Raw genomic sequence first — 23,910 nt, 5'->3', positions numbered from 1 at the left:
ATTATTATATAGGCGGGATTTTAATTCCGCCTATTTTTTTAACTAGAGATAGTTTATTTTAAAATACATAACTTGCAATGAGCTTGTTATTAGGAGGAATAGTGATGGAATATGTAGTAGAGATGCTTAATATCCGTAAAGAGTTTGCTGGAATAGTTGCCAATGACAATATAACTTTAACGTTGAAAAAAGGTGAAGTTCATGCTCTTTTAGGAGAAAATGGAGCTGGTAAATCCACTTTAATGAGTGTTCTTTTTGGTATGTACAAGCCTGAGAGGGGACAGATAAAAATTAATGGTAAAGAGGTTAAAATTACTAACCCAAATAAAGCTAATGAATTTGGTATTGGTATGGTTCATCAGCATTTTAAACTTGTTGAGAATTTTACTGTTACAGAGAATATAATACTTGGATGTGAGCCAAAGAAGTTTGGAATTGTTGTAGATAAGACAAGTGCTGCAAAAAAAATTGAAGCTATTTCAAAAAAGTATAATTTAAATGTAGACCCTTATGCAAAAATTGAAGATATTTCAGTTGGAATGCAGCAAAGAGTTGAGATTTTAAAGATGCTTTATAGAAATGCAAATGTGCTTATTTTTGATGAGCCTACAGCCGTTTTAACTCCAAATGAAATAGATGAACTTATGAATATTATAAGAGACCTTATCAAAGAGGGTAAGTCAGTTATAATAATCACTCATAAGCTTAGAGAGATTAAAGCAGTTGCAAATAGATGTACTGTTATTAGAAGAGGTAAGTACATAGGAACTGTTGATGTTAAGGATACTAGCGAAGCAGAAATGGCTAAGATGATGGTTGGTAGAGAAGTAACATTTAAAGTAGAAAAAAAGGATGCGACTCCAGGTGATGTCGTGCTTAAAATAAAGAATCTTTCTGTTAATAATAATAAGAAAGTTTTAGGTCTTAAAGATTTTTCAATTGATGTTAAAGCAGGAGAAATCCTTGCAATAGCAGGAGTTGAAGGAAATGGACAAAGTGAACTTGTTGAGGCTATTACAGGAATGAGAAAAGTTATTTCTGGAACTATTGATTATAAGGGTGAAAATATCACTACTTTATCAATAAGAAATAGAATTGATAAGGGAATTGCTCATATTCCAGAGGATAGACATAAAAGAGGGTTAGTTCTTGATTATAACTTAGAGGATAATATGGTTCTTAAATGTTATAAAACAAAACCTTTTTCAAATAAAGGATTTATTAATAGAAAAGCAATAAGAGAACATGCAGAAAAGATTATTAAAGCTTTTGATGTTAGATCAGGACAAGGTGCTAAAAGTAGTGCTAGGTCTATGTCTGGTGGAAATCAACAAAAAGCTATTATAGGTAGAGAAATTGAGATGAACCCAGAAGTTTTAGTTGCAGTTCAACCTACAAGAGGGCTTGATGTTGGGTCTATTGAATATATTCACACAAGATTAATTCAGGAGAGAGATAGGGGGAAGGCAGTATTATTAATATCTTTAGAACTTGATGAAGTTTTAAATGTGGCTGATAGAATTGCAGTTGTGAATGGTGGAGAGCTTATAGGTATAGTTGATGCTAGGACTACTGATGAGAATGAAGTAGGGTTAATGATGGCTGGAATTAAAAAAAATGAAGAACTTACAAAAGTAGGTACAGCTAAAGGAGGTATGGACAATGAATAAGAAGACATTTTTATCTTTACTTGCTATGGTGCTAGGTCTTTTTGCAGGTGGTGTGCTTATGCTTGTAATGGGATATGACCCAATGGAAGGATATACATTCTTATTTAAGGGTGGTACTCAAAGTATGGAGAGAATAGGTAATACTATTGCTACATCAGTCCCCCTTATTTTAACAGGTCTTTCAGTAGCCTTTGCTTTTAAGACAGGGCTATTTAATATAGGGGCTCCAGGGCAAATGTTATTTGGTGGATTCTGTGCTTTAGCTACAGGGCTTACTTTAGAATTACCTCAAGGGGCTATGATTATTCTTATGGCTTTAGCTGGTATTGTTGGTGGAGCTTTATGGGCTATTGTCCCAGGAATTTTAAAAGCTAAATTTAATGTTCATGAGGTTGTTGCTACAATTATGATGAACTGGATTGCTTATTGGATAGTATTTTATGCAGTGCCAGCTTACTTTAAGGGTGAGTTTATGGAAACTGAATCAAGAGCACTTCCAGAGTTTGCAACTTTACACATTAAATCTCTTACAGAAATGTTTGATGGGTCATTTATAAATCTTGGAATTGTAATTGCTTTAATAGCAGTTACTATAATTGCAATTATTTTAGATAAGACAGTTTTAGGTTATGAACTTAAAGCAGTTGGTTTTAATAAAGATGGAGCAGAGTATGCTGGGATGCCAGTTAATAGAAATATTATTTTATCAATGATGATAGCTGGGGCACTTGCAGGGCTTGCAGGAGTTGTTCAGTACACAGGGAATTCAACAGCTATGCAGATTGGTGTTATGCCAACTCAAGGTTTTGATGGAATAGCGGTTGCACTTCTTGCGGCAAATTCACCTATAGGGGTTGTATTCTCAGCTTTATTCTTTGGTCTTTTATATACAGGAAGAGGCTTTATGAGCGCTATGACAGGAATTCCACCTGAGATAGCAGATACAATAATATCAATAATAATTTACTTTGCAGCTACAAGCGTAGTTATTAGTAAACTTATAGATAAGATAGAGAAAAAGAGAAAATTAAAAAAAGAGTTAAGTAATAGTTCATCAAAGGGGGAGTCTTAATATGTGGGATATAATTGAGCAGATTTTTCCATATGCTATGGCATATATGGTACCTTTATTAATAACAGCACTTGGAGCTTTATATTGCGAAAGAAGTGGAATTGTTAATATAGGTCTTGAAGGATTTATGATTGTTGGATCATTTGCAGGGGCTTTTACAATATCAGAATTACAAGATAAAGTTCCGGCAGGAAGTTCGTATCATCTTTGGATTGGACTGCTTGTAGCAGTTATAATAGGAGCATTATTCTCATTATTACATGCATTTGCAAGTATTAATCTTAGTGCAAATCAGGTAATTAGTGGAACAGCTATAAATATGATAGCTGGTGCTCTAACAATATTCCTTGCAAGAGCAATCACAGGAAGTGGAAATATAGGAATTCAAATGGGATTCATAAGTAGAGATATTCCAATATTATCAGATATTCCAGTTATAGGACCACTATTATTTACAAAGACTTACCCAACAACTTGGTTAGTTTTAGGAATTATATTATTAAGTGCATTTATTCTTTATAAAACAAGCTTTGGTATGAGACTAAGAGCATGTGGAGAACACCCTCAAGCGGCATCAGCAGCAGGGGTAAATGTATTAAAGATGAGATATATAGGAGTTATGATTTCAGGAGGACTTGCATCTCTTGGAGGAGCTATAATAATAGTAACTTATGCTGGAGAATTTAATGGAAGTGTAGCAGGACTTGGATTCTTAGCACTTGCAGGATTAATTTTTGGACAATGGAAGCCTCTTGGCATACTTGGGTCAACAATGTTTTTTGGATTTGCAATAACAATAGCAAACATATCACAAGCTATACCAGAACTTGCAACAATTCCACCAGTTATATTAAAAGTGTTCCCTTATGTAGTAACATTAATAGCACTTATAATATTCTCTAAATCATCACAAGCACCAAAAGCGGCAGGAGAGCCATTTGATGCAGGAAAGCGTTAAGTGACACCCCAAATTTTAATTTGGCTGGTGGAACTTACTCAGCGAACGAATGTGAGTCGAGTTTCCCGCACCCCAAATTTTAATTTGGCTAGTGGAACTTACTCAGCGAGCAAAGCGAGTCGAGTTTCCCGCACCAAAAATTTTAATTTGGTTGGTGGAATTTACTCAGCGAACGAATGTGAGTAAAGTTTCCTATTTAAATCTAGTCATGCTATGAAAGTAGCATGACTTTTTTTATGAAAACGAATAATTAAAATTAATAGTGTAAAATGATTCGTTAGAGTGTATAATTAATTAAATATAAATTTTTAGTAAGCTCTTTTATTGGGGAATAAAAAGATAGAGCTTACGCAGATAAAATGGAGGGCGATTTAAAATGACATTAAAGTATAGTTTTAAAAACGATTATAGCGAAGGGGCACATCCAAATATTATTCAAGCATTAGTTAGTAGTAATTTAGAACAAACAGATGGATATGGCTATGATCCTTATTGTGCAAAGGCAAAGGAATTAATCAAAGAAAGATTAAATAATGATGATTCAGATATTCATTTTATAGTTGGGGGAACTCAAACTAATTTAATAATGATATCTTCAGCATTAAGACCATTTGAAGCTGTTATTGCAGCAAATACAGGGCATATAAATGTACATGAAACTGGAGCTATTGAAGCAACAGGACATAAAGTTTGTAGTGCGCCTTTTAGAAAAGATGGAAAGCTTCGAGTACAAGATGTACAAGCTATATTAGATGAACATGTTGACGAGCATATGGTTATGCCAAGAATGGTATATATTTCACAATCAACAGAGGTTGGAACGGTTTATACAAAGGCAGAACTTAAAGAAATGTACGATTTCTGTCAAAGTAATGAGCTATCATTATTTGTTGATGGGGCAAGACTTGGCTCAGCATTAACTAGTTATGAAAATGATATGACTTTAGAAGATTTAGCACATTTAAGTGATGCTTTTTATATAGGAGCTACTAAAAATGGAGCACTTATTGGAGAAGCACTTATAATAAATAATTCTGCTTTAGGTAAGGATTTTAGATATCACATAAAGCAAAGAGGAGCATTACTTGCAAAAGGTAGACTTCTTGGAATTCAATTTGTAGAGTTATTTAAAAATGACTTATTCTTTGAACTTGGAAAAAATGCTAATGATAGAGCAATGCAACTTAAAAGAGGCCTTGGAGAACTTGGGGTTGAATTCTTAACAGATTCACCTACAAATCAAATTTTCCCAGTAGTAGCAAATAAAGATTTAGACATCTTAAAAGAAAGTTATGATTATACTTTTTGGAGCAAAGTTGATGAAGAAAAAAGCTGTATAAGACTTTGTACTTCATGGGCAACTAGAGAAGATATGGTTAATGAATTTTTAAGTGATTTTAATAAGATTTTAAATAGATAATATTAATAAAACTCCTGTTGAATTTTAATAATTCAATGGGAGTTTTTTCTTATAAAAAAGTAGGGGAATGATGCACGCTATGTGTTAATAAATTTAACAAAAATTTCTTGTAAAACCATCTTTTTTTTCGTTGTAAAAAGTGCTACAATAATCTAGTTAAATTTGTAATTAGGTAGGAGAGAAAGGGTATGACAAAGAGAAAAGATGATTTATTAAATGATAAAGAAAGTACATTACTAATGAAGTATATTTTACCTTCTGTAGGTGGAATGATGGGTCTATCATTATGTATTTTATTTGATACTATGTTTATAGGTAAAAAGCTTGGAGCTATTGGGATTGGTGCGTTAAATATAACTCTTCCAATATATAGTCTAATGAGTGCACTTGGGCTAACTTTAGGGGTTGGTGGTGCGACTGTTTTGAGTATATATATAGGGAAGAAAAAGTTTGAGTCTGTAAATAAGATTTTTACAACATCAATGATTGGGATAGGAATTATATATATAGGATTTTTAATTGTGAAAGTATTCTTTATAGATGATCTTGTTTGGGCACTAGGGGCTTCACCACAAACTTTTAATATGGTTAAAAGTTATCTAGATATTTTAATCATTTTTAGTGGTGCTTATATGCTTCTTAATGCTTTAAATGTTTTTATAAGAAATGATGGAAATCCAAAACTTGCTATGATAGCAGTTATAGCAACTAATATTGTAAATATAATTTTAGATTATGTATTTATGTTTACTTTGGATATGGGGATTGGTGGGGCAGCACTTGCAACATCAATAGGGCAATTTGCTGGAATAGTAGTACTTGCATTTCATTTTATTCAAAAGAAAAATAGTTTTAAATTTGATTTTAAAAATAATGATTTTAGATTCATGGGAAGAATAGTTAGAACAGGAATTCCAAGTTTTATCTCAGGGATAACAGCTGGAATAGTAATAATGATATTTAATATTGTAAGCTTTAAATTAATGGGTAATGCAGGGCTTTCAGCTTATGGAGTAGTAAATAATATTGCATTGATTTTTGTAGCTATATTTAATGGGGTAGCTCAAGGTATTCAACCGCTTGTAAGTACTAATTATGGTGCGAAAAAAGAGGCAAGGGTAAATCACTTTATTAGAAAAGGTAGAATTATAATGTTTGTAACAGGAATTGTATTCTTTATGATAGGTGCAACCTTCCCAGTACAGCTTATAAATATATTTACCAATGCTCATGGGTCATTTTTAGAAGTTGCTAAAGAGGGGATAATTATCTACTTTGCATCCTTTATTCTTGCGGGGGTTAATATTTTAAATATAGCAGCACTTCAATCAGTAGAAAAAGTTAAGTTATCAACAACTTTATCTATGCTAAGAGGTTTTGTTTATATATTAATAGTTCTTGGAGTGCTATCAAAAACGTTTGGAATGACTGGGCTATGGTTAACTATCCCAATAGTTGAATTTGCTACTATAGGGACTCTTATGATTATAGATATATATAGAAGTAGAAGAAATAAAAAGCTTAAAGATAAAATAGAAAATAAAGTTTTTGTTTAAATAAATATAGCAAAAAGGGACTTTCTCATAGGATGAGAGAGTCCCTTTTTTTACTTAGTTGTTTCTTCATCAGCTAGATTTTCTGTGTAGTCAAATTCAGGACAGGCAATATTGTTAACAACTATTGGGTCTTCTTCAAATTCTGATATGTTAGAAAAAGTATTAGTATTACATGAAAATAACTTTTCATCATTAGATGTTGTTGAAAAACTCCTCATTTTTGGTGGGTAAACTGATTTTGGATTCTTATTATCATTCATAGGCGAACCCTCCTTTATAAATGTATTTTACCCACCTCTTTGTAAACTATGTATTAATAGAATTAAATCTTATTTAAAATTGTTGATAGTAAAAAATTTACATTATATAATATGAAAATGTAGAATTGTGTTTTAGGGGGAATATTTCTGTAAAGGGAAGAATAATTAAGAAGTAGTAGAATTAATTTTTTAAGGGGGATTCATAATATGCGTTTAAATAGAACAAAAAGAGCTAAAAAAAAAGGTTCTGTAAAAAGTAAAATATTAATAGGTGCATTGATTGCTATACTTGCCGTTGTTGGTGGTATTGGTGGATATGTATGGGCACTATTTGGAAAAATGGATAAGGTAGATTTAGATAAAGAAAATTTAGGATCAAATGTAGAGCTTAATGATGAATATTCACATATAAAAAATATTGCATTCTTTGGAGTAGATCAAGCTGATGGTGAAGGTGGTAGAAGTGATTCTATGATGGTTGCAACTATCGATACTAAAAATGATAAGATTAAGCTTACATCTTTAATGAGAGATTCATATGTTGAGATTCCAGGCAATGGTTCTAATAAACTTAATGCAGCTTATGCTTTTGGTTCAGAGGAACTTGCGATTCAAACTATAAATAAAAACTTTGATTTAAATATAGAAGATTTTGTTACTGTTGATTTTTCAAGTTTGCCTAAGGTTATAGATGAAATTGGTGGGATTGAAATAAATATAGAAGCTAATGTATTAAATGAATTAAATAGATATATTGGTGATAATAATAGGAGATTAAATAGAAATTCAGGAAATATATATAATGCTGGACTTACTAATTTAGATGGCGTACAAGCATTAGCATATTGTAGAATTAGATATGGGGTAGGTGATGATTTTGCAAGAACAGATAGGCAAAGAGAAGTAATTGATGGGATATTAAAGAAAATATTTAGTATGTCACCAACTAAGTATCCAGGATTATTAAATGAAGTGTTCCCAATGGTTAAGACAAGTTTATCGACTGGGGCAATTATGGAAATGGGTACAGATGTTCTTAGCATAGGTAATAATCTTGAGCAAAATAGATTCCCAACAGATGATGATTTAAAAGGTGAAATGATTAATGGAATGTCTTGTTTAACATTTGATAAAGCAGTTACAACAGATAAAATTCATAAGTGGATTTTTGAAGATATAAAAGAGTAATATTAAAGTCTAGAGGTAATTAATTTATTTCTAGGCTTTTTTGATATTTAAATTTATTAAGTAAATAATAATTAAGATATGATATAATGAATTATGGTGAAAAATGTAATATTTTGTTAAGTGGAAAGGGTCGAGGTGATAATTATGAAGTATAAATTAATAGCGATTGATATGGATGGGACTTTGCTTAGTAATAAGCATGAGGTTCCAGAGTTTAACAAGGAAATGATAAAAAAAGCGACTGAAAAAGGTGTTAAAATAGCAATTACTACAGGTAGACTTTTTGCATCAGCTAGAAAGTATTCACAAGTTATAGGTGTTGATGCTCCTATAATTTCTTCAAATGGGGCTTATATCAGAGAACAGAATAGTGAAGAAGTTATTTATGAGTCAAATTTATCAAAGGAACAATTTGAGAGAGTAATAAGTGTTATTAGAAAATATAATTTTAGAGTATATATGAATACATCAGATACTGTTATTTCAGAAGAAGTAGTTCCAGAAAATCATGCTTATAAACTTGTTAATAATGAACTTGATGATGCTTGGAAAATACAGTTCATAGAGGGAAGAAGTTTTGAGGAAGTGTACAAAGAAAAAAGCAATGATATTTTAAAGTTTATTTGCATTGAAGAGGGGAATGATAGAAGTGAACTTATGAGAGCTAAGGCTGAACTTTCAAAGTTTGAGGATTTAGAAGTTGTAAGTTCATGGGAGAATAATTTTGAGATTATGCCAGCAGGGACGTCAAAGGGAAGTGCTGTAAAAAAACTTGCACAGATACTTGGGTTTAAAAGAGAAGAGGTTATTTGCATAGGTGATAGTGAAAATGATTTAAGCATGATTAAATATGCTGGTCTTGGAGTAGCTATGGGAAATGCAATTGACATAGTTAAGGAAAATGCAGATTATATTACAGATACTAATTCAAACTGTGGGGTTGGTAAGATGATTGCGAAGTTTATATTAGAAGAGGAAGTTTAAAATAATAAAAGACCTAGATTTCAAAATTTGAAATCTAGGTCTTTTTATATAAAAATCAAAATTAGTCGTCTGATTTACCGATATCTGAAAGTATAAGTCCAGCATTATGGTCAAGAGCCCAACTAATACCCCAATCATTTTGGAATATAAGAAGATTTCTATCTTTCATATCTTTAACTTTTCTAGTATCAGATGTAAGGTTTAATGTTAATGGGTCTACATCAGTTTCAATCCATCTTACAAATTTATAAGCAAGTCTATCCATTTTGATATCAACGTTATATTCATTTTTAAGTCTATATTCAAGAACTTCAAATTGAAGTACTCCAACAACACCTATTATGATTTCTTCCATACCAATGTGTAGCTCTTTATAAGCTTGGATAGCTCCTTCTTGAGCTATTTGAGTGATACCCTTTATGAATTGTTTTCTCTTCATAGTATCAACAGGTCTAACTCTTGCAAAGTGTTCAGGTGCAAATACAGGGATTCCTTCGAATTTGAATTTCTCAGCACTAGCACAAAGTGTATCACCTATTGAGAATATGCCTGGATCAAATACACCAATGATATCTCCTGCATAAGCTTCTTCAATAACTGCTCTATCTTGTGCAAGGAATTGTTGAGGTTGTGCAAGTTTAAGTTTTTTACCACCTTGCATATGATAAACTTCCATACCTTTTTTGAATTCACCAGAGCAAATTCTCATGAAAGCAAGTCTATCTCTATGAGCTTTATTCATGTTAGCTTGTATCTTAAATACAAAAGCAGAGAAGGGCTCTTGAGTTGGAACTATTGTTCCTTTACTTGAATTTCTTGATAAAGGTCCAGTTGTAAGCTTTAAGAACTCACCAAGGAATGGAGCTATACCAAAGTTTGTAAGAGCTGATCCAAAGAATACTGGTGATAATTCACCAAGTTGAACAGCTTCATCATCAAAATCATCTCCAGCTATATCTAGAAGTTCAATATCTTCCATAAGTTTATCATATAAGATATCTCCAAGAAGTTCTCTAGCAGATTCATCATGAACTGAAATAATTGTTTCAATAACTTCAGTTTGCCCATGATTTCCACCTGAGAAAGCTATAATTGTTTCGTTACTTCTATTATATACCCCTTTAAAATTGTTTCCACAACCTATAGGCCAGTTTACAGGGTAAGTTTTGATTCCAAGTTCAGCTTCTATATCATCTAAAAGCTCAAATGGGTCTCTAGTTTCTCTATCCATTTTATTTATAAAAGTGAATATTGGGATTTCTCTAAGTGATGCAACTTGGAAAAGCTTTCTTGTTTGAGGCTCAATTCCTTTAGCTCCATCAACAACCATAACAGCAGAGTCTGCTGCAATAAGTGTTCTATATGTATCTTCTGAGAAATCTTGGTGACCAGGTGTATCAAGGATGTTGATACAGTAACCATCATAGTTAAATTGCATAACTGATGATGATACAGAAATACCCCTTTGTTTTTCTATTTCCATCCAGTCAGATACTGCATGAGTAGATGCCTTTCTAGCTTTAACAGAACCAGCCATTCTAATAGCGCCTCCATATAAAAGGAATTTCTCTGTTAATGTTGTTTTACCAGCATCTGGGTGAGAGATGATAGCAAAGGTTCTTCTTTTTTCAATTTCATTAATTAAATTAGACAAATCTATTTTCCTCCTTAAAATTATATAGGCTATTTAAATAATCTATATAAGGTGTTTTCAACATTTTATTTCATTATTAACTTAAACATTATAACATATTGGCATAAAATAAAACTAGGCTTAGTTCAACTTAGCCTAGTTTTATATAGAGTTTAAAGATTATTTAGCTTCTGTTTGGTTTTTAGATTTCATAGTATCAGTAATTGTTGGAATTACTTCAAGTTTATCTAAACCAACATGCTTAAGGATTGATTCTGATCTAGCTCTTGTTGAACCAGTTAAAACAGTATATTTGATGTTTTCTGAATCAAGGAATATTCTGATAGCTTCATCTATCGCGATAGCAATATCTTCATCCTGCCATCTAACACCATCTTTTTCATATCCAAATTCTCTTGGAACATAGAATATATGATCATACTTATTTACATCATTTAATGCTATTTTATATAAATCATTAAGAATTTCAATTTCTTTTTGAGTTCTTTTTTTATCCCCAAGCATAAATCTACCATATATATATGGTACAAATGTTGCATAGTCTGTTAAAGCATAATCAAAATTATTAAGATTTGATTCAAGTCTAGCCTGACCAAGATAGATACCATATTGTTCAGATATAGTTTCAATCATTCCTTTTTCTTTTAAATATTCTGTACTATATTCAGTCTCAGCACCTACATTAAGTCCTCTAACTTTCATATCAACATAAATTTGTTGTATTAAAGTTGTCTTACCACATCTTGGACCTCCAAGAATAGCTATTCTAATTGGCATAAATTAAACCCCCAGGTAATACGAATATTTTCGTGTTTATTTTAAATTAAATACACTATGATTATAACAATTTCTAAATAGATTGTCATCATATAGGTTGCGAGAAAATTTATAGTTAATAATTATATTTTGTAAAGCATATAAAAAGTATAATACAATAAAAATTATTAATACCAAAAAATGTAAAAATAGATTAACAAATTATTAATATGATAATACATTGATGAATTTAGTAATAAAAAGTATTAATAAGGCGTAAAAGATTATCTAAATAACTTAAGTATTTGTAAGGTTATGATATAATATTTTTAGAAAAGAAAAGGGCACAAAATTATCTATAATTTGAAAAAAAAGTAAAATATAATTATTGATTATTTAACTTTTGGGGGAGTAAAATGCAAAATTTAAATGTTAAGGGAAATATGAATGTGTGTAAGGTAAATGAACGTAAAGGGTATTTATTTTTAAAAAGAACTTTTGATGTTATTTCATCAGGGATAGCTATTATAATGTTTACGCCAATATTTATCTTATTAATTATTTTAATAAGATTAGATTCAAAGGGAGCGGCATTATTTGGTCATAAAAGAATGGGGAAGAATGGAAAAGAAATTAGTGTTTATAAATTTAGAACTATGGTAATAAATGCACAAGAAGTTTTAGAAAACTTTACTCCAGAGCAAAAAGCAGAATTTGAAAAGAATTTTAAGTTAGAGAATGATCCTAGAATAACTAAGATAGGTAGTTTTTTAAGAAAGACTAGTTTAGATGAATTACCACAACTAGTAAACATATTAAAAGGTGATATGTCAGTAGTAGGTCCAAGACCAATAGTACAAGCTGAAGTTGAAAAATATGGTCAATTTGCAGATAAATTTTTTTCGGTAATGCCTGGATTAACTGGTCATTGGCAAGCAAATGGAAGAAGTGATACTACTTATGAAGAAAGGGTGCAAATGGATATGTATTATATTGATAACAGAAGTTTCATGATGGATATAAAAATAATATTACAAACTGTAGTATCTGTTATTAAAAAAGAAGGAGCAATGTAAAGGTGAATATAACAATTATTTGTCCACTTTACAATGCTAGTGGATACATAAGAGATTTAAATGAAAAGTTATTAGACCAAAAAGTAGATAAAGAATATAAGATTTTTATAAAGTATATTTTGACAGAATCAAAAGATAACACCGAGAATATTTTAAAAGAATTAGAGTCAAATTATAAAAAAATAACAGCGAAAGAATTTTCACATAGTCAAACTAGAGAAAAAGCAGCAATGGAATTAGAAAATAATAATATTATAGTTTTTATTTCTCAGGATATAAAAATAAAAGATGATAAATGGTTAGAGAATTTAGTGAATCCCATTATTGAAGGGGAGTGTGAAGCTTCATTTAGCAGACAACTTCCTGAAAATGAGACAATAGAGAAATATATAAGAGAAAAAAATTATCCAGCAACTTCGCGAGTTGTCTCAAAAGCTGATATAGCTAAGATGGGATTATTAACATTTTTCTATTCAGATGCATCATCAGCGGTTAGAGATGATGTATATAGAAAAGTTAAAGGTTATGATAATAAAAGACTTTTGATAAATGAGGATATGTATTTAGCAGAAAAGCTTATAACATCTGGATATAAAATAAAATATTGTTCAGATTCAGAAGTATATCACTCACATACATTTACATTAAAAGAACTTTATAAGAGATATTTTGATACTGGAGTATTTTTTAAGCAGAATTCACAGTTTTTAAAATATAAAAGTAGTGAAAGTGGGCTAGCGATGGCTAAACATGCTTTGAAAAGATCTATAGAAGAAAAGAATTATAAAGTAACAATAAATATTATGCCTAACTTTGCAGCAAGATTAATTGGTAGTCAGTTAGGCAAACGTTATAATAACTTATCAAAAATAATTGTGAATAAATCATCATTAAGTAAAAAAGTATATGGAGAATAGAAGGAGGATATTGAATATGAAAGGTATTATATTAGCAGGTGGATCAGGTACAAGACTTTATCCCGTAACAAAGGCAATGTCAAAGCAGATGACAGCAATTTATGACAAACCGATGATTTACTATCCAATGTCAGTTTTAATGCTTGCTGGGATAAAAGATATTTTAATAATTTCAACAGAGAGAGATTTACCAAATTTTAAGGAATTGTTTGGAACAGGTTCAGAATTAGGACTTAAAATAGAATATAAGGTACAAGAACAACCGAATGGTTTAGCAGAGGCTTTTATTATTGGAGATGAATTTATCGGTGATGATAATGTTGCATTAATACTTGGAGATAACATATTTTATGGTCAGAATTTCAGTTCTCATTTAAAAGAAGCAGCAGAACTTGAGAAAGGTGCTATGGTATTTGGATATTATGTTCAAGATCCTAGGGCATTTGGAGTTGTTGGGTTTAGTGAAAATGGACAAGTTACTTCATTAGAAGAAAAACCAGAAAATCCAAAATCAAAATATGCAGTTCCAGGTTTATACTTCTATGATAATAGTGTTGTAGAAAAAGCTAAAGGACTTAAACCATCTGTTAGAGGTGAGCTTGAGATTACAGATTTAAATAGAATTTATATGGAAGAACAAACTTTAAGAGTTGATTTACTTGGTAGAGGGATGGCATGGCTTGATACAGGAACACATGCATCAATGCTTCAAGCATCAAATTTTGTAGAAGCAGTTCAGAATACACAAGGTACATATATAGCATGTCTTGAAGAGATTGCATATAGAAAAGGCTGGATATCAGATAAAGATGTTCTAGAACTTGCAAAACCATTAATGAAAACTGGATATGGAAAGTATTTAGTAGAAATAGTTGAAGAAATAGAAGCTAAAAAAATAGTAACTGTTTAGAGGGGGATTAAAGTTGAGTAATTTTAATTTTATAGAAACTAAAATAAAAGATTTATATATTATAGAGCCTAAAGTATTTGGAGATGAAAGAGGATACTTTATGGAATCATATAATGAGAGTAGCTTTAATGAAGCAGGTCTTACTATGAAATTTGTTCAGGATAATGAATCAAAATCTAAAAAAGGTGTTTTAAGAGGGTTACATTTTCAAACTAAACATACGCAGGGGAAACTTGTAAGAGTTACTGAGGGAGAAGTTTTTGATGTAGCTGTTGATTTAAGAAATGGTTCACCTACATATGGAATGTGGGAAGGAATTGTTTTAACAGCTCAAAACAAAAAGCAATTTTATGTTCCAGAAGGATTTGCACATGGATTTTTAGTTTTATCAGAGTATGCAACTTTTAATTATAAGTGTACAGATTTTTATGCTCCAGAGTATGATAGTGGATTAATTTGGAATGATAGTGACGTTAATATAGAATGGCCACTTGATGGAATAGAAGAAATTTTATTATCTGAAAAAGATAAAAAACAAAAATCTTTAAAAGAATTGGAAGTACCATTTCTTTATAATAAATAGGTGAAATTAAATTAGTGTTTTAGGGGATAAAATTATGAAAATATTGATAACTGGTTCAAATGGACAATTAGGAAATGAACTTCAAGATATTATAAGAAAAGGTTATTCAGAAATCAGAGAAGTTTCAGAAAAGATAGTAAATGCAGAAGTTATAGCTGTAGATGTGGATAAGCTTAATATAACAAATGAATTACAAATTAAAGAATTTATTATAGAAGAAAAACCAGATGTAGTAATAAATTGTGCCGCATATACAAATGTTGATAAGTGTGAAGAGTGTAAGAATATAGCATATGAAATTAATGCTGTAGGACCTAGACACTTAGCACAAGCATGTGAAGTTGTAGGAGCAAAGTTTGTTCAGGTTTCAACTGATTATGTATTTGAAGGTATAGGAAATGTACCATTTACAGAAGATTCTAATTTGAATCCTCAAAGTGAATATGGAAGATCAAAACTTGATGGAGAGAAATTCACAAGTGAATTTTGTAGTAAGCACTTTATAGTAAGAACAGCATGGCTTTACGGATATGTTGGAAATAACTTTGTTTATACAATGAGAAATCTTGGAGCTACAAAAGAAAGTTTGATGGTTGTTGATGACCAAAGAGGAAATCCAACACATGCAAATGACTTAGCTTATCACATACTTAGAATGATAGAAACTGAAAATTATGGAGTATATCATTGTACTGGTAAAGGAGAATGTTCATGGTATGACTTTGCAAGTGAAATAATGAAATTATCAAAATTAAATTGTAAAGTTAGTCCATGCACAACAGAAGAGTTTCCAAGACCAGCAAAAAGACCAGAATATTCATCATTAGATAATAAAATGCTTAGAGAAACTATTGGTGATGATATGAGGGATTGGAAAGAAGCATTAAAATCATTTATAAATAAGGCTAGTAAGTAGGGGGAAGTAATTTATGAAAACATATTTAGTAACAGGTGGTGCAGGATTTATAGGATCAAACTTTGTTTTATATATGCTTAACAAGTATGAGGATATAAAAATAATAAATTTAGATAAATTAACATATGCAGGGAACTTAGAAAATCTTAAATCAATAGAAAGTGATGAAAGACATATCTTTGTTCAAGGAGATATCTGTGATAAAGAACTTGTAGCAAGTTTATTTGAAAAATATGATATTGATTATGTAGCACACTTTGCAGCAGAGTCACATGTTGATAGAAGTATAGAAAATCCAGAAGTATTTGTACAAACAAATGTAATGGGAACTAATAATTTATTAAACTGTGCTAAAAAGTCTTGGGAAACTATTGAAGGATGGAAAGAAGGAGTTAAGTTCTTGCATGTTTCAACTGACGAAGTATATGGTTCACTTGGGGATGAAGGGTTCTTTATGGAAACTACACCAATAGACCCACATAGCCCATACTCAGCAAGTAAAGCAGGGTCAGATTTATTAGTACAAGCTTATGCAGATACTTATAAAATGCCAGTGAATATAACAAGATGTTCAAATAACTATGGACCATTCCAATTCCCAGAAAAATTAATACCACTTTTAATTAATAATTGCTTAGAGTTAAAAAATTTACCAGTATACGGTGATGGACTTAATATAAGAGATTGGTTATATGTAGAAGATCATGCAAAAGCAATAGATATGGTAATTAATAATGGTAGACTAGGTGAAGTTTACAATGTTGGTGGTCATAATGAAAGAACAAATATTCAGATAGTTAAAACTGTTATAGGGTATTTAAATGAAAATGTAAATGAAGAGATAACAGAAACTTTAATTAAATATGTTGAAGATAGAAAAGGTCATGATAGAAGATATGGGATAGATCCAACAAAAATAAAAGAAGAACTTGGATGGTATCCAGAAACAACATTTGAAGTTGGAATTAAAAAGACTATTAAATGGTATCTAGATAATAAGAAATGGATGGAAAATATAACTTCAGGTAACTATCAAAAATATTATGAAGAGATGTATAAATAGATGAAAAAAAAATTAGTGAGTTTAATAATAATTAATTATAATAACAAGGATTATTTATCAAGATGTTTAAATTCTATATTTGAGCAAACATATGAGGAACTAGAAATAATTTTTATTGATAATGAATCAAAAGATGGTTCATTTAAGTATATGGAAGAAGAATATTCTAATAAGAATATTCTTCTAATTAAAAATGATATAAATAATGGATATGCAGGGGCTGCAAATCAAGGTATAAAGTTATCTACAGGTGAATTCATAATGATAATAAATCCAGACATAGTAATGGAAAAGGATTTTGTAGAAAAATTAGCATTTTATATGAGCAATAATTTAGAAGTTGGAGCAATAACAGGAAAACTTTTGAAGTATGATTTTAGTAATAATAAAAAACTTAATTATATTGATAGTGCTGGAATAGAAATGTATAAAAGTACAAGGTGTATTGATCGAGGTCAAAATGAGTTAGATGAAGGTCAATATAATAAAACAGAAGAAGTATTTGGCGTTTGTGGTGCAGCACCAATGTATAGAAGAAATGCCTTAGATTTAGTTAAATATAAAGATGAATATTTTGATGAAGATTTTTTTGCATATAAAGAAGATGTAGATTTATCATGGAGATTAAATCTTATAGGACAAAAAAACATTTATTATCCAGAAGCAATTGCATATCATGGACGTGCTTTAGGTCGAAGTGAAAAAGGTATATTTAAGTTTATAAAACATAGAAAAAAACAATCAGAATTTTTAAGGGGAATTTCTTATAGAAATCATTTAATGATGTTAGAGAAAAATAAAAATTCGGATTTTATTATTGAAAATAAATTTAAAATCAATAAAAGACAATTAATGCTTCTGATATATTCATTAATATTTGAGCAATTTATATTTAAATTTAGAAAAGAAGCAAAATTAAAATTTAAATTGATGAATCAAAAAAGTAATAATTTAAAAGAAAAAAATAAAATAAAGTCTATAAGACATTTAATAAAATAGGAGGTTTAATTATATGAATCCTTTTATAATATATATTTTAGCTTTTGGATCTGCATTAGGACTTTATATATTTAATTGGTCTAATTTATATCCGGAATTAACATTTTCTTTGGTCTTTTTTTTAGGTGTAAGTTCCTTAATTTGTGGATACATATCATTAAAGATGTCGAAAGAAAATAAATTTGAGTATAAAGATATAAAAAAAAATAGAATAGGAGATATAGCATTAGCTATTAATTCATTACTTTTTGTAGCAGATTTTATCTATGCAGGATATATTCCTATGTTTGATATGAAGAAATATTTAGAGTTTTCTGGAATACCTATGGTGCATGTTTTTATATATACATTTAATATATTTTTAGGAATATATTTATTCCACATATTTATTTCAGAGAAAACAATTAAAAACTTTCTTAAATATACAATAACTTTTTTACCAGCTTTTCTACTAGTTTCTAGAGGTATGATTATGAATATAGTAATAGGTTCAGGTATAATATTTATTCTTAAATATGGAAAGTGGGAGTTTTATAAAAAGAATTTTATAAAATTAATTATTGTATGTTTAGTAGGGTTATTTGGGTTTGGAGTTTATGGAAATATACGAAATAATTCAATTAACGGAGCAAATAACAAATTAGATAGTTCATATATTATGAGTGTTGGTGGAGCACGAGAGGAATTTAAAAAATCTATAATTCCAAAAGAATATTTTTGGGGATATCTATATATATCATCACCACTTGCTAATTTGCAAAATACGATAATAGAACATAAGCCTAAAATAAATGGTGGAAATTTCTATAAATTTTTATCTAATGAAGTTACTATTGATTTTATAGCAAAAAGAGTATTTAAAAATTATGAGAAAAATAAATCAGAAAAAAAAATTCCGTTAATAACACCACATTTAACAGTATCTACAGTTTATACGGGGGCATATTATTATTTAGGCTGGCTAGGTGTTTGGTTAATGTTTGCAATATTAATAGGTGGATCATACCTGTATATGAATTTTATATCAGATGATAATCCACTAAGAGTTATTGCTATTGCAATGTTATGTAATCTAGTAGCATTATGTGCATTTTCAAATATGGTTAATTTTTCAGGAATGTCATTTCAATTAATATTTCCAATATTATTAGAAATATATTTAAAGGTAAAAAGGAGTAAGAGTGAGAACTAATGAAAATTTTATTTGTAAATAGAAAAAATGCGTATACATTAAATGGTGGAGATACTATGCAAATGGAAAATACTATGAAGGAATTAAAATTACTCGGTAATGATATTCAAGTTTCATTAGGGGAAAATAGTATTAGCTATTATAAAAAATTTGATGTTATTCATTTTTTTAATATGCAAACTGATAAGTTTACATTAAAGGAAGTTGAAAAAATTAAAAAAACAAAAGCAAAATTAGTTTTATCACCTATCTGGTGGGATTTTGAAGAAGAAAATATAAAAAATGAAAAAGGGTATAGTAAAAAAGCAATATTGGCAAGTAAGATAATTGGAATAGAAAATATTAAAATATTAAAAATAAAAAATTTAATGATGAGATATAAAAGGATGAAAAAAATTCTTAATAAGGTAGATGTTATTTTACCAAATTCAAATTCTGAAATAAAATTAATAAATGAAAAATTTGGAATTTCAAATGGGAAAATGCATGTTGTTTATAATGGAATTTCAAAAATATATCAAGATGAAAGTATTCAGGTTAATGGTGCACGTAATTTTGCTCTCCAAGTAGGTAGGATAGAGCCAAGCAAAAATACATTATTGACGATTAAAGCGTGTAAAAAAAATGGAATAGCATTGAAACTTGTTGGTAGAATAATTGACAAAGATTACTATAATGAATGTTTAGATGAGATAGAAGGTAGTGAAATTGAATTTTTAGGAGTGAAAACTCAAAAGGAGTTAGTTGATATTTATAACAAAAGTAAATTACACATTTTGCCGAGTGAGCGAGAGACACCAGGGTTAGTAAGTTTAGAAGCTGGTGCAATGGGATGTAAAATTGTTTCAACTGAAATAGGGTGTGCACATGAATATTTTTTAGAAAGAGCTTTTTATTGTAATCCTAATGAATATACAAAGATGGAAAAAACAATAAAAGAAGCATGGGATAGTGAGGGGAAATGGGATTTAGCAAAAGAAATTAGGGAAAATTTCACATGGGAAAATGCAGCGAAAATAACAAATGAGATATATGAAAATATTGCAGGGGGGAATTATGAAAAATAAAATTTTGAATATGGCTTTATTTTTTATGAAGATTAAAAAAAATAGAATAACGATTTTAGATGAAACTGAATTCTCAGGATCTAATTCTACTGCAATGAGGAAAGTTTTTGAAAAAAAATCTGAATTTGAAGTAAGAGTTTTTAATAATAAAGAAGGATATAAGATATTTGAAAAAATAAAAAAACATATATTTATAGGAACTAGTAATATTATACTAACAACACACTCTGTGATTAGATATAAAAAGCAACAAAAAGTAATACAATTATGGCACGGAATTCCTTTGAAAAGCATGGGGTTATTAGATATCAATTATTGTAGTAAATGGAATGACAAAGATAAAAAAATATTTGATAGTTGTGACTATTTTATTTCAACATCAAAGTTTTATAATACTATCTTAAATGCTACGCTTGGACAAATAGCTGATAAGTATAAAATTTTAGGATATCCTAGGAATGATTTTATGATGACTGTGAGTGCTGTGAAATTAGAGGGATTATTTGAAGGGTTTGATATAACCAATAAAAATATTTTTTATATTCCAACATTTAAAAATGGGTATAAAAATAGGAATGAGGGAAATAGTAAAGAACAAAATTTTTTTGGGATAGATAGCTTTAGTATTATGGAGTTTTCTGCATTTTTATCTAAAAATAAATTAAATTTTATTTTAAAAATGCATCCATTTGAGGAACAATTATATAAAAAAATATATATGAACATGAAAATCCCAAATGTTTATTTCATGAGCAGTGAAATTTTAAAGGAAAATGATAGTGATTTATATGAATTTTTAAGTGAGTCAGATATTTTGATAACAGATTATTCAAGCATATATTTAGATTATTTAATTACCAATAAACCAATATTATTTATAAATCCAGATGAAGAAGAATATAGAGAAAAAAGAGGGTTTTTATTAGAACCATACGATGTATGGACGCCAGGACCTAAAGTTACAATACAAAGTGATATAGAAAAAGAAATAGTACACTTATTAAACAATAAAGAATATTTTGCAGAAGAAAGAGCAAAAATGAAAAGTATTTTTCATGAAAATTCAGATAATTGTAGTTCTGAAAGAGTTTATGATTTTATAAAAAAAATAGCAGAGGAAAGATGGATTTAATATGGGGATTATAAATAGTTCATTTAAAAGTTTTTTTTGGAATATAAGTGGAGCAATTTTAGGTTTTTTATTTCAGATGATATCAGCAAAAGTTTTAGGGGCGGATAAATATGGACAAGCCAATTATTATTTAGGATACGTTTCAACATTAACAATAATTATGTGTTTTGGATTACAAACGTATATACCTAAAAAAATTGAAGAATATCCAGATAAAAAAAAGTTTTTTTCAGATGTTGTTTGTACATATACAGTTGTTTTTTTAGGGATAAGTTGTATATTTGGAGTTATTGGTGGGGGACTTACATATATAAAAATTTGTATTATATTATTAGCTTATTTGACGATAATTTCAGAGTTGATATTAATTTATAATATATCGACAGGTAATGCATCAAAAGGGATGTTTTTTAGAAAGTTTTTATATAGTCTTTTAAATTTAATATTATTTTTAATTACATTTTTCTGTATATCAAAAGAGTATTATATTTATATCATAGTTATGATTTTTTCTTATTTATTAACAACAACACCCTTTTTAATTAAGAATTTAAAAGGTGGATCTTATAAATTTAGAATATTAAAAGAAAGTTCAAGTTATTATTTGATACAAATAATATATGGAATTTATTTAGGGTATTCAAAAATATTACAAAAAGATTTTGGAACATTTGAAACGGTAGCTGTATTATCAATTTCACTAACTTTAGGAGCTATAGTAGCAATGTTGGGGGATATATTTGCTAAAATAAGTATGCCAATATTTGCAAAAGCGTGGAAAGAAAAAGATTTTGTTATGTTAAAAAGTACTTATAAGCAAATAACAAGACTTAATTGTTATTTGGTTTTACCAATAGCTCTTTTATTGTTGATCAATAGTGAACGGATTTTAGGCGTGCTAGGAAAAGGCTATTTAGGGGGAGGGACAATATTTTCATTAATAATGTTATCACAATTTATCAATTCTTTTACAGGCCCAAATGGAACATTATTAGTTATGGCGGATTTTACTAAAAATGAAATTATAAATGGAATATTGAAATTATTGGTATCAGTAGTGATTATGACATTGATAGGATCGCAATATACTTGGACAATTGCATTTTCAATATTAGCTTCAGAAATTTTTGTTAATATAATAAAAACTCTTCAAGTTAAAAAGTATATAAATATTTGGCCATATGAACAAAAAAGCTTTGTATATATTTTAATGCTTACAGTTGTGGAAGGAATAATATTGTGTAGTATAGCAATGATTTCTAATTTTTGGATATGGATAGTTGTAAATATTATAGTTGTAATAGGGTTTTATGTAATGAGTTTTATAAAATCACCTATAAATTCTGATAGAGAAATGATTTTAAGTTATATAAAAAAGATAAAAGTAGGGAGATGGTAAAATGAAAAAAATTATAACGTATGGAACTTTTGACTTGTTGCATTATGGGCATATTAATATACTTAAAAGAGCGAAGGCAGAAGGGGATTATTTAATAGTAGGGTTATCTACAGATGATTTTAATTTATTAAAAGATAAAAAGTCACATTTTACATATGAACAAAGAAAATTAATACTTGAGTCAATAAGATATGTAGATGAAATAATTCCTGAAAATTCGTGGGAACAGAAATTAAGTGATATTGTAGATGAGAAAATAGATACTTTTGTAATAGGGAATGATTGGATTGGAAAATTTGATTATTTAAAAGAATATTGTGAGGTAGTATATTTAGAACGTACAGAGGGAATATCGACAAGTAAGATTAAAGATGATTTAAGTTGTGTAAATAAATTGAATAATATGTTAAAAATGCCAAATTGATATATCAATTTGGCATTTTTTGTATTATATTATATTGTGGAAGGGGGGAGATTATGAAAAAAAGAATATCTATGGTTTGTTTAATTGTTTTTATATTTAATTTTATTCCAACAGTTTATGTAAAGGCAGAAAGTGATATATACATAATTTCTAAGACAAGTATAACAGGTCAAGATGCAAAAGAATGGGCAAAAAGTAGAGGGGCTACACAAACATTCATTAATTTAGCAGATTTATATTGGAAATATTTTGATGCTAATGGTGGTGTGAATCCTGGAGTTGCATATGTTCAAGCAGCAAAGGAAACTGGTTATGGGAAATTTGGTGGAATTATTAATGAAACTTATAATAATCCATGTGGATTAAAAACAACAGCAGGCGGGGATGATAGTGACCCAGATGCACATATGAGATTTAAAAGTTGGAATGATGGAGTACAAGCACATTTAGATCATTTAGCATTATATGCTGGTGCAACAGGATATCCTAGAACAGAGACTTTTGATCCAAGGCATTTTCCATCAATTTTAGGTAAAGCTAAAACGGTCAGAGAATTAGGTGGAGCATGGGCTCCAAGTCAGTCATATGGAGTAGAAATTGGAAATTTATATAATAGTCTGCTTTCTTATTCAAATAGTAAGAAACCAGCTAGAAGTGGAATAGATACGCCAACTACGAATCAAGCTATAAATGGTGATAATTTAGTAGTAAGAG

23 protein-coding genes are annotated in these 23,910 nt (G+C 29.3%); 20 read left to right on the top strand and 3 right to left on the bottom strand.

Annotated features, from left to right (window positions below):
* Nucleotides 1–104 precede the first annotated feature (104 nt).
* The 5 genes from Q0V24_RS10240 (at nucleotide 105) to Q0V24_RS10220 (ending at nucleotide 6,676) form a co-directional block, all read left to right on the top strand.
* Nucleotides 105–1,670 (top strand): ABC transporter ATP-binding protein, encoded by a 1,566-nt coding sequence (locus tag Q0V24_RS10240; protein WP_297521103.1) that lies wholly within the window; start codon nucleotides 105–107, stop codon nucleotides 1,668–1,670.
* Nucleotides 1,663–2,742: an ABC transporter permease gene (locus tag Q0V24_RS10235; RefSeq protein WP_297521100.1), complete on the top strand. Its 1,080-nt coding sequence runs from the start codon at nucleotides 1,663–1,665 to the stop codon at nucleotides 2,740–2,742. Before Q0V24_RS10240 ends, Q0V24_RS10235 begins: the two co-directional genes overlap by 8 nt.
* A 1-nt stretch (nucleotide 2,743) precedes the next feature.
* On the top strand, nucleotides 2,744–3,700 hold the full coding sequence (locus tag Q0V24_RS10230; protein ID WP_297521099.1) for an ABC transporter permease: 957 nt from the start codon (nucleotides 2,744–2,746) through the stop codon (nucleotides 3,698–3,700).
* 376 nt (nucleotides 3,701–4,076) lie between these two features.
* Nucleotides 4,077–5,120 (top strand): aminotransferase class I/II-fold pyridoxal phosphate-dependent enzyme, encoded by a 1,044-nt coding sequence (locus tag Q0V24_RS10225; RefSeq protein ID WP_297521097.1) that lies wholly within the window; start codon nucleotides 4,077–4,079, stop codon nucleotides 5,118–5,120.
* A 188-nt stretch (nucleotides 5,121–5,308) separates the two neighbouring features.
* Nucleotides 5,309–6,676 carry an MATE family efflux transporter gene (locus Q0V24_RS10220; RefSeq protein WP_297521095.1) on the top strand — a complete coding sequence of 456 codons (1,368 nt, stop codon included), beginning with the start codon at nucleotides 5,309–5,311 and terminating at the stop codon, nucleotides 6,674–6,676.
* A 50-nt stretch (nucleotides 6,677–6,726) separates the two neighbouring features.
* On the opposite strand, the gene Q0V24_RS10215 is transcribed toward Q0V24_RS10220, so the two are convergent.
* Nucleotides 6,727–6,936: a hypothetical protein gene (locus tag Q0V24_RS10215; protein ID WP_297521093.1), complete on the bottom strand. Its 210-nt coding sequence runs from the start codon at nucleotides 6,934–6,936 to the stop codon at nucleotides 6,727–6,729.
* 207 nt (nucleotides 6,937–7,143) lie between these two features.
* Between Q0V24_RS10215 and Q0V24_RS10210 the strand changes: the two genes are divergently transcribed.
* A complete protein-coding gene (locus tag Q0V24_RS10210) occupies nucleotides 7,144–8,124 on the top strand; it encodes an LCP family protein (protein ID WP_297521091.1) in 981 nt (326 codons plus the stop codon).
* A gap of 144 nt (nucleotides 8,125–8,268) precedes the next feature.
* Nucleotides 8,269–9,108: a Cof-type HAD-IIB family hydrolase gene (locus tag Q0V24_RS10205; protein WP_297521089.1), complete on the top strand. Its 840-nt coding sequence runs from the start codon at nucleotides 8,269–8,271 to the stop codon at nucleotides 9,106–9,108.
* Between the two features lie 61 nt (nucleotides 9,109–9,169).
* Here Q0V24_RS10205 and Q0V24_RS10200 read toward each other — a convergent pair whose 3' ends face one another.
* Nucleotides 9,170–10,762 carry a peptide chain release factor 3 gene (locus Q0V24_RS10200; RefSeq protein ID WP_297521087.1) on the bottom strand — a complete coding sequence of 531 codons (1,593 nt, stop codon included), beginning with the start codon at nucleotides 10,760–10,762 and terminating at the stop codon, nucleotides 9,170–9,172.
* 159 nt (nucleotides 10,763–10,921) lie between these two features.
* Nucleotides 10,922–11,539, bottom strand: coding sequence for an AAA family ATPase (locus Q0V24_RS10195; RefSeq protein WP_297521085.1), 618 nt, complete (start codon nucleotides 11,537–11,539; stop codon nucleotides 10,922–10,924).
* Nucleotides 11,540–11,961: 422 nt separating this feature from the next.
* Here Q0V24_RS10195 and Q0V24_RS10190 point away from each other — a divergent pair, with 422 nt between their 5' ends.
* The 13 genes from Q0V24_RS10190 to Q0V24_RS10130 all read left to right on the top strand — a co-directional run.
* Nucleotides 11,962–12,594, top strand: coding sequence for a sugar transferase (locus Q0V24_RS10190; RefSeq protein WP_297521160.1), 633 nt, complete (start codon nucleotides 11,962–11,964; stop codon nucleotides 12,592–12,594).
* A 2-nt stretch (nucleotides 12,595–12,596) separates the two neighbouring features.
* Nucleotides 12,597–13,511 carry a glycosyltransferase gene (locus tag Q0V24_RS10185; protein ID WP_297521083.1) on the top strand — a complete coding sequence of 305 codons (915 nt, stop codon included), beginning with the start codon at nucleotides 12,597–12,599 and terminating at the stop codon, nucleotides 13,509–13,511.
* Between the two features lie 16 nt (nucleotides 13,512–13,527).
* The gene (rfbA, locus tag Q0V24_RS10180) at nucleotides 13,528–14,421 is read left to right on the top strand and encodes a glucose-1-phosphate thymidylyltransferase RfbA (protein ID WP_297521081.1); all 894 of its coding nucleotides are present in this window, start codon (nucleotides 13,528–13,530) and stop codon (nucleotides 14,419–14,421) included.
* A 13-nt stretch (nucleotides 14,422–14,434) separates the two neighbouring features.
* On the top strand, nucleotides 14,435–15,004 hold the full coding sequence (gene rfbC / locus Q0V24_RS10175; RefSeq protein ID WP_297521079.1) for a dTDP-4-dehydrorhamnose 3,5-epimerase: 570 nt from the start codon (nucleotides 14,435–14,437) through the stop codon (nucleotides 15,002–15,004).
* Between the two features lie 34 nt (nucleotides 15,005–15,038).
* The gene (rfbD, locus tag Q0V24_RS10170) at nucleotides 15,039–15,920 is read left to right on the top strand and encodes a dTDP-4-dehydrorhamnose reductase (RefSeq protein ID WP_297521077.1); all 882 of its coding nucleotides are present in this window, start codon (nucleotides 15,039–15,041) and stop codon (nucleotides 15,918–15,920) included.
* A gap of 13 nt (nucleotides 15,921–15,933) precedes the next feature.
* A complete protein-coding gene (gene rfbB / locus Q0V24_RS10165) occupies nucleotides 15,934–16,983 on the top strand; it encodes a dTDP-glucose 4,6-dehydratase (RefSeq protein ID WP_297521075.1) in 1,050 nt (349 codons plus the stop codon).
* Nucleotides 16,984–17,982 carry a glycosyltransferase family 2 protein gene (locus Q0V24_RS10160; protein ID WP_297521073.1) on the top strand — a complete coding sequence of 333 codons (999 nt, stop codon included), beginning with the start codon at nucleotides 16,984–16,986 and terminating at the stop codon, nucleotides 17,980–17,982.
* A gap of 13 nt (nucleotides 17,983–17,995) precedes the next feature.
* Nucleotides 17,996–19,174: an O-antigen polymerase gene (locus Q0V24_RS10155; RefSeq protein WP_297521071.1), complete on the top strand. Its 1,179-nt coding sequence runs from the start codon at nucleotides 17,996–17,998 to the stop codon at nucleotides 19,172–19,174.
* Nucleotides 19,174–20,241 (top strand): glycosyltransferase, encoded by a 1,068-nt coding sequence (locus Q0V24_RS10150; protein ID WP_297521069.1) that lies wholly within the window; start codon nucleotides 19,174–19,176, stop codon nucleotides 20,239–20,241. The genes Q0V24_RS10155 and Q0V24_RS10150 overlap by 1 nt, the downstream gene beginning before the upstream one ends.
* On the top strand, nucleotides 20,231–21,373 hold the full coding sequence (locus Q0V24_RS10145) for a CDP-glycerol glycerophosphotransferase family protein (protein WP_297521067.1): 1,143 nt from the start codon (nucleotides 20,231–20,233) through the stop codon (nucleotides 21,371–21,373). Before Q0V24_RS10150 ends, Q0V24_RS10145 begins: the two co-directional genes overlap by 11 nt.
* Nucleotide 21,374: 1 nt before the next feature.
* A complete protein-coding gene (locus Q0V24_RS10140; protein WP_297521065.1) occupies nucleotides 21,375–22,772 on the top strand; it encodes a lipopolysaccharide biosynthesis protein in 1,398 nt (465 codons plus the stop codon).
* Between the two features lies 1 nt (nucleotide 22,773).
* Nucleotides 22,774–23,196, top strand: coding sequence for a glycerol-3-phosphate cytidylyltransferase (gene tagD / locus Q0V24_RS10135; RefSeq protein WP_297521063.1), 423 nt, complete (start codon nucleotides 22,774–22,776; stop codon nucleotides 23,194–23,196).
* Between the two features lie 53 nt (nucleotides 23,197–23,249).
* The coding region (locus Q0V24_RS10130) for a glucosaminidase domain-containing protein (protein ID WP_297521062.1) at nucleotides 23,250–23,910 on the top strand (661 nt) is incomplete at its 3' end.

Origin of the sequence: uncultured Clostridium sp., assembly GCF_947039605.1 — a bacterium.
Lineage (GTDB): Bacteria > Bacillota > Clostridia > Clostridiales > Clostridiaceae > Sarcina.
The sequence above is the reverse complement of the archived record's forward strand: the minus strand, read 5'-3'. Positions and strand labels throughout refer to the sequence as shown.

Bases quoted from the DNA above. Each gene is read 5' to 3' on its own strand.
- Q0V24_RS10240 (WP_297521103.1), top strand. From the start codon at position 105: ATGGAATATGTAGTAGAGATGCTTAATATCCGTAAAGAGTTTGCTGGA.
- Q0V24_RS10235 (WP_297521100.1), top strand. From the start codon at position 1,663: ATGAATAAGAAGACATTTTTATCTTTACTTGCTATGGTGCTAGGTCTT.
- Q0V24_RS10230 (WP_297521099.1), top strand. From the start codon at position 2,744: ATGTGGGATATAATTGAGCAGATTTTTCCATATGCTATGGCATATATG.
- Q0V24_RS10225 (WP_297521097.1), top strand. From the start codon at position 4,077: ATGACATTAAAGTATAGTTTTAAAAACGATTATAGCGAAGGGGCACAT.
- Q0V24_RS10220 (WP_297521095.1), top strand. From the start codon at position 5,309: ATGACAAAGAGAAAAGATGATTTATTAAATGATAAAGAAAGTACATTA.
- Q0V24_RS10215 (WP_297521093.1), bottom strand. From the start codon at position 6,936: ATGAATGATAATAAGAATCCAAAATCAGTTTACCCACCAAAAATGAGG.
- Q0V24_RS10210 (WP_297521091.1), top strand. From the start codon at position 7,144: ATGCGTTTAAATAGAACAAAAAGAGCTAAAAAAAAAGGTTCTGTAAAA.
- Q0V24_RS10205 (WP_297521089.1), top strand. From the start codon at position 8,269: ATGAAGTATAAATTAATAGCGATTGATATGGATGGGACTTTGCTTAGT.
- Q0V24_RS10195 (WP_297521085.1), bottom strand. From the start codon at position 11,539: ATGCCAATTAGAATAGCTATTCTTGGAGGTCCAAGATGTGGTAAGACA.
- Q0V24_RS10190 (WP_297521160.1), top strand. From the start codon at position 11,962: ATGAATGTGTGTAAGGTAAATGAACGTAAAGGGTATTTATTTTTAAAA.
- rfbA (WP_297521081.1), top strand. From the start codon at position 13,528: ATGAAAGGTATTATATTAGCAGGTGGATCAGGTACAAGACTTTATCCC.
- rfbD (WP_297521077.1), top strand. From the start codon at position 15,039: ATGAAAATATTGATAACTGGTTCAAATGGACAATTAGGAAATGAACTT.
- rfbB (WP_297521075.1), top strand. From the start codon at position 15,934: ATGAAAACATATTTAGTAACAGGTGGTGCAGGATTTATAGGATCAAAC.
- Q0V24_RS10160 (WP_297521073.1), top strand. From the start codon at position 16,984: ATGAAAAAAAAATTAGTGAGTTTAATAATAATTAATTATAATAACAAG.
- Q0V24_RS10155 (WP_297521071.1), top strand. From the start codon at position 17,996: ATGAATCCTTTTATAATATATATTTTAGCTTTTGGATCTGCATTAGGA.
- Q0V24_RS10150 (WP_297521069.1), top strand. From the start codon at position 19,174: ATGAAAATTTTATTTGTAAATAGAAAAAATGCGTATACATTAAATGGT.
- Q0V24_RS10145 (WP_297521067.1), top strand. From the start codon at position 20,231: ATGAAAAATAAAATTTTGAATATGGCTTTATTTTTTATGAAGATTAAA.
- Q0V24_RS10140 (WP_297521065.1), top strand. From the start codon at position 21,375: ATGGGGATTATAAATAGTTCATTTAAAAGTTTTTTTTGGAATATAAGT.
- tagD (WP_297521063.1), top strand. From the start codon at position 22,774: ATGAAAAAAATTATAACGTATGGAACTTTTGACTTGTTGCATTATGGG.